The following is a 13,176-nucleotide window of genomic DNA, read 5'->3' as shown; positions in this document are numbered from 1 at the left end:
AAACCCCATCATGTTCAAAGTCGTACAAATCGTTCCGTTCTTCGGCATCATCTTGGTCATTTACTGGTTAGCGGTCAAAGTTAACTTATTTCCCAGCGGCTTAAACCACGTTTTATTCCACCTGTCTCTCCCTTCTGGAGCGCTATGGAAACCCACATGGGGGGATTTCATGGTCTTACTCGGCGTTGCTTGTTTGTATGTTGAGCTGTTTAAATCCACACGCACCTCCGAAACCACGATTATTGACCACTTGCTGTCGACTTTTGTGCTAATTTTCTACTTAACTGCGTGGCTAATTTATGGCTGGGCAGGTAATTCTGTGTTCCTGATTTTAACTGGCATGGCGTTTCTGGATGTCATTGCAGGTTTCACCATTACTATTTCGGCAGCACGCCGTGACCTATCCATTGGTGGAAAATAAACATGAGAGAGGCTCATTCCATGCACAAATTGATTGCTAGCCTAACCGTGCTGTCTGCACTGTCAGCGACTGCTCACGCGGAAACACCCCAATTTCCTGACCCCATGATGCTACCGCCCGACAACCAAACCAGCAATACAACTAGCAATGCCATCAACCCAACGGCTCAACAAACGACCACGACGCATACCACGGGTAGCAGTACGGGTACTTACGTTTACCCGCAAACCAGCACCAGCACTACCACCGGCAATAGTGCAGCAGGCATTTACGTTTATCCGCAAGCTGATACCGCCACTGCCACCACGAACATCGCCACCACCGCCATTAACCCAACGGCAGCCACCACCTACCGCTATGCCCAGCCGCAAACGACCTATTACACCCAACCCTATGGCAGCGGTATACAACAATATTATTACAACCCCGCACAATACTTCTTACCCGGGCAGATGATGGCACCGCCCGCGCCACCCCCGATGATGATGCCCACCATCCCCAATTTTAACTGGCCGAATCTGGGCTATCGCACTGGTAACTATGCTATGGCTAGCCCCAGCGCCACCCAGCAAACCACAGCAGCACAAACAGCCAACCAAAATACCGCCAATACCCAGCAAATGGATGCGCTGAATCAAGGGCTTAAAAGCCTGCGCGAACAACAAACCACGCTGGAAGGTAAAACCAAAGAAACCCTGTCATTACAAGAAAAAACCATTGCTGACCTGCGCAAACAATTAGACGACGCGGACAAAGGCAAAGGTGAGCTAGAAAACCAACTGAACACCCTAAAAGGTGAATTAGCCGATAGCGTCAAAAAAGCTGATCTGGAAAGCTGCAAAGCAGAAAAAGGCGAGCTAGAAAGCAAAGTCAACAATATGGGACAACAAGTTTCCGCCGTTGCCGAAGTCTCCCAACAATTTGCCCAATTGCGCCAAAATTTCGCCTCACTCGAAACCGAAAAACAGCAATTAACGGCTGAGAAGGAACAATTAACCAGCGTACAGCAGCAATTAACGACTGAAAAAGAACAATTAACCAGCGTACAGCAGCAATTAACGGCTGAAAAAGAACAATTAGCCAACGAAAAGCAACAATTGATCAGCACCTTGGAAAACGAGACCAAGGACAGCGATGCGGACGGCATTCCCGACAAACTGGACAAATGCCCTACGACGGCGGCGGGCATAACCGTTGATCCAGCAGGTTGCGAACTCCCGAAAGACGCTGACAGCGACGGCCTTACCGATGATAAAGACCGCTGCCCAACCACGGCTGCGGGCGTAAAAGTTGACGAAAATGGCTGCGACTTGCCACCTCCCGATGGCGATAAAGACGGCATTGTCGACGCTGCTGACCAATGCCCCACCACCAAGGATGACACCAAAGTCGACGACAAGGGTTGCGATTTGCCGCCACCTGACGGCGACAAAGATGGTGTGATCGACGCTGCCGATAAGTGCCCCGATACGAAGGAAGGCGTGAAAGTTGGCGACAAAGGTTGCGACTTACCACCGCCTGATGATGATAAAGACGGCATCATCGACGCTACCGACAAGTGCCTTGACACCAAAGAAGGCACGAAAGTGGACGATAAAGGCTGCGACTTACCGCCACCGGATGGTGACAAAGACGGCGTAATCGACGAGTCTGACAAGTGCCTTGACACCAAAGAAGGCGTGAAAGTTGACGACAAAGGTTGCGACTTACCACCTCCCGATGGCGATAAAGACGGCGTAATCGACGAGTCTGACAAGTGCCTTGACACCAAAGAAGGCGTGAAAGTTGACGACAAAGGCTGTGACGCCATCGCCGACGCCGACGCCGACCAAGACGGTATTGCTGACGATGCCGATCTTTGCCCCGATACTGCCGCTGCTGCTGACGTAAACCCGGTCGGCTGTTCCAAAACCGAAAACATCAACCTCAAAGGCGTCATGTTTGAAACGGGTTCTGCTATCCTCACGGCGGCATCCTCGCCCATTCTGGATGAAGCTGCCGATACCCTGAAAAAACACCCCGACCTCACTATTGAGGTAGGCGGTCATACCGATAGCAGCGGCAACAAAATCGCCAATGAAAAGCTCTCCCAAGCCCGTGCCGAAACGGTCATGAAATACCTCGTGGAAAAAGGCGCAAAAGCCGGGTTGCTCAGTGCCAAAGGTTACGGCCCCAACGTACCGCTGGCTGACAACGCCACGCCCGACGGCAAAGCGCAAAATCGCCGCGTCGAACTGAAAATATTAGGACAATAGTGAGCCAATACCAACAACACGCCAAAAAACGTTTCGGTCAGCATTTTTTGCATGACCGCAACGTCATCGACAACATGCTCCGTGCTGTTAACCTGCAACCCACGGATCATGTGGTCGAAATCGGCCCCGGCCCCGGCGCACTCACCTTCCCGCTGCTGGAATTACTGCCGCGTCTCGATGTGGTCGAAATCGACCGTGACGTGATTGCGTGGTGGCAAGAACAACCGCAAGGCATCGGTAAATTGCACATCCACGCCCAAGACGCGCTCAAGCTGGACATTCCAGCGTTGCGTGGCGACGGTGACACACTACGGATTATCGGTAACTTGCCCTACAACATTTCCACGCCGCTGATTTTCCACTTTCTAGAACATCGAGCGCACATCCGCGACATGCTGTTCATGCTGCAAAAGGAAGTCGTGGATCGCCTCACCGCCGAGCCGGATAGTTCCGATTACGGGCGGCTCTCGGTGATGGTGCAATACTATTGCGAACCGCATTATTTGCTGAAGATTGGCCCCGGTGCATTTACTCCGCCGCCCAAAGTTGATTCGGCGGTGGTGTATTTGAAACCGTGGGCAACGCCCCCGTATATTGCCAATGACACCGAGCAATTCGGCAAGTTGGTGCTGCAAGCGTTTTCGCAACGCCGCAAAACCTTGCGCAATACGCTGAAAGGCTTGCTGACGGTGGAGCAGATTGAAAGTGTGGGGATAGATCCGGTGCGTCGGGCGGAAACGCTATCGGTCGAGGATTTTGTTAATTTGGCGAATTTGCTAACTGCATGACATAAGCCCCCTGTTTGCTATACTGCTGTAAACTACGGCAAACAGGGGCTTACCATGTCGTCTTCTACTTCGGGCAAACACATCTTCATTTCGCACGCGACCGCTGACGATGCCTTCGTCAAACAATTGCGTGAAAAGCTGGAACTTCATCATCTTAACGTGTGGGTCGATTCGCTTAATCTGCGCGGTGGCGACAAACTTTGGCCTGAAGTTGCCGAAGCCATCCGTACCGCCCGCCATGTCTTAATGGTGATTAGCACCCATACCGTCAATTCATCGTGGGTACGCAAGGAAGTTCGTTTAGCCGAGCAAGCAGGCGTAACGGTCATCCCATTATTGTTACCCGGCATTCTGCCTGCTGCGTTAGGCATGTGGTTTGATGAAGAACCCGCTGGCGAAAAGATTGAGCTGGACGTTGGCAAATTGCAGGAAGCGATGCCCCGCATCCTCGCCGCCCTCGGCGAACGCCTGCCCGACGATTTGCCAACAGAGCAGCAAGTCGAAAACAAACCCCTTGCCGAATTGCTACTGGAACTGACCGAACCCACCTTGACGCGCAACGCCGATGGCAGCGAACAATTGAGTGCGCGGGCAACCCTGACCTACACCCCCGCTGATCTCAGCAAAGAACGCGAAGTCACCAGCCGCCCGTTCCGCTTCACCGCCCCCATCGGACAAATCGAGCAGGACGAATTGCGCTGGTATCTGGAAGATTACCTCCACTGGCCTGTCGGTTTATTCCGCGACCGGGCGCAACGCACCGAAGCGCAATTACCCCAATGGGGCGCGAAGCTATCCGCCGCTGTGCTGGACAAACCCGAATGTCAAGCAGTGAAAGCGGCTTGGCATAACACCCGCACCGAGTCCGAACGCCTGTTTTCAGTGCTGGTGGAAACGGCTTTGCTGGAAGATGCCAGCGATGCGGAAAAAGCCAATGCCAATACCGCTGCCAGCCGCTTGCAAAGCCTGCCGTGGGAATTGCTGCACGATGGCAAAGGGTACGTCAGTGACGGCAAATACCCGGTGCGCATCCGCCGCCGTTTGCCCAATTACGATCAGAAACCGCCCAGCATTACCCAGTTACCAATCCGCATTTTGCTGCTGAGTCCGCGCCCGGAACAGGCTGGCGTGGGTTATATCGACCACCGTGCCAGTGCCTTGCCGCTGGTGGAGGGGGTGGCAACCCTTGGCGAGTTGGTGCAAGTGAGCGTGTTGACGCCGCCGACCTTGGGCGCATTGGAAAAGGAATTGCGCCGCGCCAGTGAGGCTGACGAACCCTATCACGTCGTCCACTTCGATGGTCACGGGATTTACGACCAGCAACATGGGCTGGGTGCGTTGTGTTTTGAAGACCCGCAGGACAGCCATGAGTTGAAAAACCGGCGGATGCAATTGGTACATGCCGACAAGCTGGCGGCACTGTTGCGCGATTACCGCATTCCGCTGGTGTTCCTCGAAGCCTGCCAAACCGCGCAGACCGATACCGACCCCAGCGCATCGGTTGCCGCCAAATTGCTGGAAGAAGGCATTGCCTCGGTGGTTGCCATGACCCACAGCGTGTTGGTGGTAACGGCGCGGCGTTTCGTCACGCAGTTTTACCGCACATTGGCGGAGGGGCAACGCATTGGCAAGGCGATGCTGGCGGGGCAAACGGCACTGATGCGCGACACCTTCCGCCTGCCGATTGCGGGCGCGGGCGATTTGCACTTGCAGGACTGGTTTGTGCCGATTCTGTATCAGGAACAGCACGATCCGCAGTTGTTCGCACGGCTGCCTTCCGCCACCGCGCAATTGATGACGGCGCAACAACGCCAGACGCGGCTGGGCAGGTTGCCCGAACCGCCGCCGCACCGTTTCATTGGGCGTAGCCGCGAATTGCTGCAAGTCGAGCGGTTGTTGGAACAGCAACCCTATGCGGTATTGCGCGGTCAGGGTGGTGTGGGCAAAACCACGCTGGCGGTGGAACTGGCGCGGTGGCTGGTGCAAAGCCGCCGCTTCGAGCGGTGCGCTTTCGTTAGCGTCGAGCAGTACACCCACCCCGACTACGTGCTGGAACAACTGCTCCAGCAACTGGTGAACCCGAATCACAATTTTGCTGCGGAATACGCCAGCGATACCGATAAAGCCTTGCAGGCAATCCGGCGGGTGCTGGAAAACGAGCGCGTGTTGATTGTGGTGGATAATGTGGAGGCGTTGTTGGCGGATGAGGGGAATGTGGGGGCAGTTTCGCAGCTTCTGGCGAAGCTGTTAACCCCCCCTTCCCCGACCCTTCCCCCGCAAGGGGGGCAGGGGGCAAGAGTGCTGTTTACTACCCGCGAAGCGTTGCCTGCGCCGTTCAATCACAAAGCCCGCGAGATTGTGTTGGGGGCGTTGAGCGTGACGGATGCCAAGGCGTTGGTGATGCAGGTGATGAACAACGAAGGCTTGCACCTGCGCCATGATGATCAGGGCAATACGCCGCAGGAAGTGGACGATCTGGTGCGTTCGGTCGGTTGCCATGCGCGGGCGTTGGTGCTGCTGGCGCGGGAACTGGCACAGCGCGGGGTGAAGGCGACCACCGCGAATGTCCGGGCGATCATGCAGGAGCTGGAACAACGCCATCCGGGGCAGCGCGAACTGTCGCTGTTCGCCAGCGTGGAACTCTCCCTGCGGCGGCTGTCGCCGGAAGTGCGCGAGCAGATTGCGGGGCTGGCGGTGTTTCAGGATGGTGGGTATTGGCAGAACATGGGCAAAGTATTGGGCTTGGATGATGAAAAAATGGGGCATGTTTATTGGAATTTAATCGAAGTTGGTCTGGCACAGCCCATCGGCGACTACGGCTACATCCGCCTTGATCCCGCCTTGCCTGCGACGCTGGATTTGGGGCTGACAGCGCAACAGCGCGAGGGCTATCAGCAACGCTGGCGGGAAGTGATGGGGCAACTGGTGGATTTTCTCTATCAGCAGCATTTCAAAGATACCAAACTGCAATCACAACTCACCCAACTGGAACTGCCCAACCTGATGGCTTATCTGCAAACGCTGGTGGCGGATTTGCAAGCCGGAAGCGTGGCAGCGGAAGTGGTGGCTGGCAAAGCAGGCACTGTCGAACAATTACTGGCAAACCTGCATCAACCGCAGGCACTGGCGCAGGTGGTGGCATGGCGCAAGCAGGCAGCACAGGCATTGGGCGAGTGGAGTCATACCCACTTTAAAAATGAACGCATGAACATTGAACGCCTGTTGCAGCAGGGTGATATTCAAACCACTTATCAGGCAGCACAAGCCTTGTTGCAGCAGTGCCAGCAGGCAGGGGAACAAGCGTATGCCTGGGCAGATTACGATCTGGCGATGGCGCACAGCCTGTTGGGGCGGGTATTGAACAGAGGCGGCGCAGCCGCGCAAGCCTTGCCTTATTTGCAAGAAGCACAACGGCGTTTTGAATCCTTGGGGGAAAGCGGGGCAAGCATGGCTTCAGCAGCCTTGACGGAACAGGGCGATTGCCTGCGAGCCTTGGGGCAACTGGAGGCGGCGGCAGCGGCTTATGAGGATGCGATTGCACGAGACGAAAAACGGGAAGATACACGCAGTGTTGTGGTAAACAAAGGCCAGCTTGCTACCACACGCCTATATCAAAAACGCTATGCCGATGCCCTGCAAGGCTATCAGCAAGCACTGGCACTGTTCCAGCAACTGGATGAACCGGGTGCAGTGGCAACGGCTTGGCATCAGATCGGGATGACGCACAGGGACACAGGTGACTTTGCACAGGCTGAGCAGGCGTATCGGCAGTCCCTGTCGATTAACATCCAGCAAGGTGATGAGGCGGGTGAAGCGAGTAGCTTGGGTGAACTAGGCACACTGTATGTTGAATGGAATCGCCCGGAACAGGCAGTGAGTTTTTATCGGCAAGCAGCGGATATTGCTGTTGCAATTGGCGATAAAGCTCAGGAAGGAATTTGGCGTAGTAATCTCACGTTTACCCTAATCAAATTCCAACGCTATGACGAAGCCCGCCCGGAACTGCTACGGGCGATTGAGTGCAAGCAGGCATTTGGTCATGCGGCTGAACCGTGGACAACATGGGACATCCTGCACGATCTGGAACGAGCCAGCGGCAATCCACTAGCCGCCCGCGAGGCACGGCAACAGGCACTGGCGGCGTATCTGGCGTATCGGCGGGATGGTGGGGAGAATCATCATTGGGCGGGACGTTTGGCTTTAGCAATTGGGCAAGCCATTCAGCAGAAAAATACCGTCGAGGTTGAGCAGGTAATCAGAGAATTACTGCAAGATGGCAGCTATTCTGAAAACCTCCTGCACAAGTTGCAAGCGATTATCGCCGGGGAGCGTGATTTGGCTTTGGCGGAGGATGAGGGGTTGCACTATCAGTATGCTGCGGAGTTGGTTTTGTTGTTGGAGGGGTTGGAGTAAGAACCCCCCATCCCCAACCCCTTCCCCCGCAAGGGGGGCAGGGGCCAAGAACAGGGCTGACAGGCAAGTGCCAAACTTTGAAAATAGTGCAGCTTGCTCCCTTCACCCCTTGCGGGGGAAGGGCTGGGGATGGGGGGAAGAAAGGGAGCAAGAGGTGCTGTCTGTCGGTGAATGTTGCGTGGCAGGGCGAGGTTGCTGACACTGGCGGGATGGAAAGACAGAACAACAAGATTCATCGTGATCTTGCCCGCAATCTGCGCAAGAACATGACCACACCAGAACAGCAGTTATGGGAAGCCCTGAGAAAACGCCAACTCGACGGCTACCGCTTTCGCCGCCAAACCCCGCTGGGGCGTTACATCGCTGATTTTGTTTGTCTGGAAGCACGCTTGGTGATTGAGCTGGATGGCAATCACCATCACGACCAGCAAGACTACGACCGCGAACGCGATAACTGGATGCAGCAACAAAACTTCTGCGTACTCCGCTTCTGGAATCACGAAATCCAGCACCATCAGCAAACCGTCATCCAAAAAATCCGCCAAGCCCTACACCAACAATCTTCTCTCCTCTTGCCCCCTTCACCCCCTGCGGGGGAAGGGCTGGGGATGGGGGGTAAGTTCGGAGTGAGATAGTTAGTCACGCCCCCAACACCACATCCAAAAACGCCTGCCCATACTGCGCCAACTTACGCTCCCCAATCCCCGCGATACCCCGCATCGCATCCAGCGTTTGCGGGCGTTCATCCGCCATTTGCAGCAAGGTGGAATCGTGGAAAATGACATACGGCGGCACACCCTGTTCCTGTGCCAAGCGTAGTCGCAGCGCACGCAAGGCTTCCCACAAGGCTTCCACCTCAATGGGCATGGTATCGCGGTTAAACCGGGGTTTGGCGACAGGATCACCCCGCACACGATCACGCCGTACCCGTTCGCGCTTCTGTTCCTTGCGCAAATGCAGCTCGATTTCCCCACGCAATAACGGGCGGGCGTTATCGGTCAAACGCAAGCCGCCATGCCCGTCCACATCCACCGTCAAATACCCCAACGCAATCAATTGGCGGAAAATATTGCGCCATTCCGCATCCGAATGTTCCTTACCAATCCCAAAGGTGGAAAGCTGTTCGTGGCGAAACTGGCGGATGCGCTCATCATCCTTGCCCAGCAACACCTCGATAATGTAATTCACCCCGAAACGCTGCCCGGTGCGGTACACGCACGATAAGGCTTTTTGCGCCGCCACCGCTGCTTCCCACACCTCCGGCGGATTCCGGCAATTATCGCAATTGCCACACGGTTGCGGTGTGGGTTCACCAAAGTAGCTCAGCAAGGCTTGGCGGCGGCAGGTGGTCATTTCGCACAAGCCCAACATGGCTTGCAGCTTGTGGTGTTCGATGCGCTTTTGCTGCTCGCTGGCGGTGGATTCCAGCATCATTTGGCGCAAAGTGATGACATCTTGCAAGCCATACGCCATCCACGCATTCGCGGGCAAACCGTCACGCCCTGCTCGCCCGGTTTCCTGATAGTAGGCTTCGATGCTTTTCGGCAAGCTCAAATGCGCCACGAAACGCACATCCGGCTTGTCGATGCCCATGCCGAACGCGATGGTGGCAACGATGATCACGCCCTCTTCGCGCAGGAAACGTTGCTGGTGGTTACGGCGCGTATCCGCATCCATCCCCGCGTGATACGGCAACGCGGTGCGCCCCTGTTGCGCCAGCCAAGCAGCGGTATCTTCGACCTTTTTGCGCGACAGGCAGTACACAATCCCGGCATCCTGCGAATGATGCGCGTCGATGAACTGCCACAATTGTTGCCGTGCGTTTTGCCCCTGCTGGATGGTGTAGTGGATATTAGGGCGGTCAAAACTGTTGACGTAAATATCGGCGTGTTGCAGGCGCAACTGCTCAATGATTTCTTGCCGGGTACGCTGGTCAGCAGTAGCCGTCAGCGCAATGCGCGGCACACCGGGGAAACGTTCCGCCAGCATCGACAATTGCTGGTATTCCGGGCGGAAATCATGCCCCCATTGCGACACACAATGCGCTTCGTCGATAGCGAACAAGCTGATACCAACGGTGGAATGTAAACGTTCCAACAAGGGCAGCATTTTGTCGCTGAGCAAACGTTCGGGCGCGACGTAGAGCAGGTCGATTTCGCCCGCCAGTAATTCGCGTTCTACCCGCTGCACCGCACCGAAGTTCAGCGTGGAATTGAGGTAAGCAGCGCGAATCCCCAGTTGCAGCAAGGCATCGACCTGATCCTGCATCAAGGCAATCAGCGGCGACACGATAATGCCCACACCATCGCGCACCAACGCCGGAATCTGGTAGCACAGCGATTTGCCGCCGCCCGTGGGCATCAGCGCGAGGACATCATGATCTTGCAGCAATGAGCCGATAATATCGCGCTGATTCAGGCGAAAATCGGCGTAGCCGTAGGTATTGTTGAGAATGTGGTAGGCACGTTGCATAGCGCTATTGTTTCACCTTAAGGGGTTCGTAACCACTGCCATGTTGCCATACCTGCCAGCGTCATGAGCAATGAACCGACCACATGCACACTGATCACCCCCGCTGCCCAAGCCATGCGCCCATTCTGGAACAACAGCATCACTTCCGCCGAAAACGTCGAGAACGTGGTCAAGCTGCCGCAAAAGCCGGTGATGATCAGCAGCTTCCATTCGGGCGACAGGTTAGCGCTGGAGAAAAACGCAATCGCCAAGCCAATGATGTACGCCCCCAACAGATTGGCAGTCAGCGTACCCACCGCCAGATGCGGCAACAACGTGTTGAGTTTCAAGCCCAGCAACCAGCGCAACCATGCGCCAAGTGCTGCGCCAATGGCGATGGCAAGGAAGGTTTTCCACATACGGCGACCTTTTCGTGATGAATCTTGGCGGTAGATTCTGCGGGGTTCGGGTTGACGTGTCAAAAGTGCAGGCTATCCGCTACAATCGAAACATACCCAAGAGACAGCAATAGCTAGACTATGAATATCCAACAAATTGAAACCATCCTAGCCCAAGGCGAAGACAGCCAGCACCAGTTCAAGCGCAACATCACTAACGTCGATGCCTTCGCTGCTGAACTCGTGGCATTCGCCAATACCGGCGGTGGACACCTCATCATTGGCGTAGAAGACAGCGGCAACGTCACCGGATTAAGCCGTGAAGACATTGCTCGCTTAAACCAATTGCTCTCCAACGCCGCATCACAACATGTGCGCCCACCGCTGCATCCCACCACGCAAAACATGACGCTCGAACAAGGCATGATCATGGTAGTCAGCGTACCAGAAGGCTTGAACAAACCTTACATGGATAACCAAGCCCGCATCTGGGTAAAAGCAGGCGCAGACAAACGCCACGTCACTGCCCGTGAAGAAATCCAGCGTATGTTTCAAGCAGGTGGTCTGGTATATGCCGAAGAAACGTTGATACTAGACAGCAGCAGCAAAGATTTACACAGCCTGTTATTGGGCAACTACATCCAGCACCGCTACGGCAAAACACTGGATGAACTCAGTTTGCCGCTGGAGCAAGTCATCCGTAGCCTAAAACTGGGCAAAGATGGCGCACTGAATCTGGCGGGCTTGCTGCTATTTGGTCAAAATCCCCAGCAATTTCGCCCCGTATTCATGGTTAAAGCCGTCTACATCGACGGCACAAACATCGCCTCGCAACATTATCGTGATAGCGAAGACATCGAAGGCCCTCTCATCAACCAATACGAACGCGCCCTTTCTTTCATCACCCGTAACTTGCACCGCTTGCAAGCAGGGCAAGGTGTAAATAGCCTCGGTAAACTCGAAATTCCCGAAATCGCCTTACAAGAAGTGCTGGTCAATGCGCTGATTCACCGTGATTACTTCATTTCCGCGCCCATCCGCATCCTGATGTTTACCGATCGCGTGGAAATCATCAGCCCTGGTCATTTGCCCAACCATTTAACTATCGAGCAAATCCGTTTTGGCTTATCGAATATGCGTAATCCGATCATTGCCTCGCACGCTACCCGGCAAATGCCTTATCGTGGTTTAGGCAGCGGCATCCCACGTGCATTAGAGCATTACGCCTTTATCCAATTCATTGACGACCGCGCAGGCAACCAGTTCAAGGTGATAATGCAACGCCCCAAGCAAGATAACCCATGACCCACATCCCCCTTTCCCTCTACATCCACATTCCGTGGTGCATCCGCAAATGCCCGTACTGTGACTTCAACTCGCACGCCGCCCCCAGCGGTTTGCCGGAAAAAGAATACGTACAAGCCCTACTAACCAACCTAAGCAACGAACTCCCGCACATTTGGGGACGCAAGCTTGAATCCATCTTCATCGGCGGCGGCACGCCCAGCTTGTTTTCAGCGGAAAGTATCGACGAATTGCTGTGCGGCATCCGCGCCCTATTACCGTTCCGCCCCAATATTGAAGTCACGCTGGAAGCCAACCCCGGCACGTTTGAACAAGACAAATTCCGTGGATTTCGGGAGGCTGGCATCAACCGCTTATCGGTCGGCATCCAAAGCTTCAACACCCAGCATTTGCAAGCACTAGGACGCGTCCACAACCGTGACGAAGCGCTCCGCGCCGCCGATATTGCCCGCACTGCCGGATTCGATAACTTTAATCTGGATCTAATGTTCGGCTTGCCCCAGCAAACCCAAGCACAAGCCCTGCAAGACTTGCAACAAGCCATCGACCTGCAACCCACACACTTGTCGTGGTATCAGCTCACCCTCGAACCCAACACGCTATTCTACAAACAACCGCCACCACTGCCCGATGATGATCTGGTGGCTGAAATGCAATTCGCTGGACAACAATTACTCAGTAACTCGTGTTACACTCAATACGAAGTTTCCGCTTATGCCAGACCAAACGCTGAATGCAGGCACAACCGAAACTACTGGGAATTCGGTGATTACGTCGCCATCGGTGCAGGCGCACACGGGAAGATAACCAATCCTGCCAACGCCAGCATTACTCGCTACCACAATCACCGCCAACCCGCTGATTACATGCAACACGCTATGCACGGCACAGCACGCAGCGGCGAGCAAATCCTCAGCGCTGCCGATCTGAGCTTTGAATTCATGCTGAATGCATTGCGCTTGCGGGACGGTTTCCCCAGTCACTTGTTTACGGAACGTACTGGTCTGGCAACCGATCACCTCAAGGCGGGGCTGGATCAGGCATTGCGACGTGGTTTACTCGACGTTGATGGTGAACACATTCACCCCACCGCCCTCGGCTGGCAATTCCTGAACGAGGTTATGCAACTGTTTTTGGAGGATTAA

Annotated in this window: 9 protein-coding genes; 7 read left to right on the top strand and 2 right to left on the bottom strand. The window is 55.0% G+C overall.

Going from position 1 to position 13,176, the window contains the following annotated elements; all coding sequences use genetic code 11:
• Positions 1–10: 10 nt before the first annotated feature.
• The 5 genes from J1836_RS15270 to J1836_RS15250 all read left to right on the top strand — a co-directional run bounded on the left by J1836_RS15270 (position 11) and on the right by J1836_RS15250 (position 8,512).
• Positions 11–421: a hypothetical protein gene (locus J1836_RS15270; protein WP_207251997.1), complete on the top strand. Its 411-nt coding sequence runs from the start codon at positions 11–13 to the stop codon at positions 419–421.
• A gap of 20 nt (positions 422–441) precedes the next feature.
• The gene (locus J1836_RS15265; protein ID WP_207251996.1) at positions 442–2,676 is read left to right on the top strand and encodes an OmpA family protein; all 2,235 of its coding nucleotides are present in this window, start codon (positions 442–444) and stop codon (positions 2,674–2,676) included.
• Positions 2,676–3,464, top strand: a complete 789-nt coding sequence (gene rsmA / locus J1836_RS15260; RefSeq protein WP_242632873.1) for a 16S rRNA (adenine(1518)-N(6)/adenine(1519)-N(6))-dimethyltransferase RsmA — start codon at positions 2,676–2,678, stop codon at positions 3,462–3,464. The genes J1836_RS15265 and rsmA overlap by 1 nt, the downstream gene beginning before the upstream one ends.
• Before the next feature lie 54 nt (positions 3,465–3,518).
• On the top strand, positions 3,519–7,877 hold the full coding sequence (locus tag J1836_RS15255; protein ID WP_207251995.1) for a tetratricopeptide repeat protein: 4,359 nt from the start codon (positions 3,519–3,521) through the stop codon (positions 7,875–7,877).
• A 167-nt stretch (positions 7,878–8,044) separates the two neighbouring features.
• Positions 8,045–8,512, top strand: coding sequence for an endonuclease domain-containing protein (locus tag J1836_RS15250; protein ID WP_207251994.1), 468 nt, complete (start codon positions 8,045–8,047; stop codon positions 8,510–8,512).
• A gap of 4 nt (positions 8,513–8,516) precedes the next feature.
• Here J1836_RS15250 and recQ read toward each other — a convergent pair whose 3' ends face one another.
• Both recQ and crcB read right to left on the bottom strand, forming a co-directional pair.
• Entirely contained in the window at positions 8,517–10,349 is a 1,833-nt protein-coding gene (recQ, locus tag J1836_RS15245) for a DNA helicase RecQ (protein WP_207251993.1), read from the bottom strand.
• A gap of 17 nt (positions 10,350–10,366) precedes the next feature.
• Positions 10,367–10,747: a fluoride efflux transporter CrcB gene (crcB, locus tag J1836_RS15240; protein WP_207251992.1), complete on the bottom strand. Its 381-nt coding sequence runs from the start codon at positions 10,745–10,747 to the stop codon at positions 10,367–10,369.
• Positions 10,748–10,867: 120 nt separating this feature from the next.
• Here crcB and J1836_RS15235 point away from each other — a divergent pair, with 120 nt between their 5' ends.
• Both J1836_RS15235 and hemW read left to right on the top strand, forming a co-directional pair.
• Entirely contained in the window at positions 10,868–12,031 is a 1,164-nt protein-coding gene (locus J1836_RS15235) for an RNA-binding domain-containing protein (protein ID WP_207251991.1), read from the top strand.
• Positions 12,028–13,176, top strand: a complete 1,149-nt coding sequence (gene hemW, locus J1836_RS15230; protein WP_207251990.1) for a radical SAM family heme chaperone HemW — start codon at positions 12,028–12,030, stop codon at positions 13,174–13,176. The genes J1836_RS15235 and hemW overlap by 4 nt, the downstream gene beginning before the upstream one ends.

The organism is Thiothrix fructosivorans (genome assembly GCF_017349355.1).
GTDB lineage: Bacteria > Pseudomonadota > Gammaproteobacteria > Thiotrichales > Thiotrichaceae > Thiothrix > Thiothrix fructosivorans.
This window is presented reverse-complemented; position numbering and strand designations above follow the sequence as displayed.

Bases quoted from the DNA above. Each gene is read 5' to 3' on its own strand.
- J1836_RS15270 (WP_207251997.1), top strand. From the start codon at position 11: ATGTTCAAAGTCGTACAAATCGTTCCGTTCTTCGGCATCATCTTGGTC.
- J1836_RS15265 (WP_207251996.1), top strand. From the start codon at position 442: ATGCACAAATTGATTGCTAGCCTAACCGTGCTGTCTGCACTGTCAGCG.
- J1836_RS15255 (WP_207251995.1), top strand. From the start codon at position 3,519: ATGTCGTCTTCTACTTCGGGCAAACACATCTTCATTTCGCACGCGACC.
- recQ (WP_207251993.1), bottom strand. From the start codon at position 10,349: ATGCAACGTGCCTACCACATTCTCAACAATACCTACGGCTACGCCGAT.
- crcB (WP_207251992.1), bottom strand. From the start codon at position 10,747: ATGTGGAAAACCTTCCTTGCCATCGCCATTGGCGCAGCACTTGGCGCA.
- J1836_RS15235 (WP_207251991.1), top strand. From the start codon at position 10,868: ATGAATATCCAACAAATTGAAACCATCCTAGCCCAAGGCGAAGACAGC.
- hemW (WP_207251990.1), top strand. From the start codon at position 12,028: ATGACCCACATCCCCCTTTCCCTCTACATCCACATTCCGTGGTGCATC.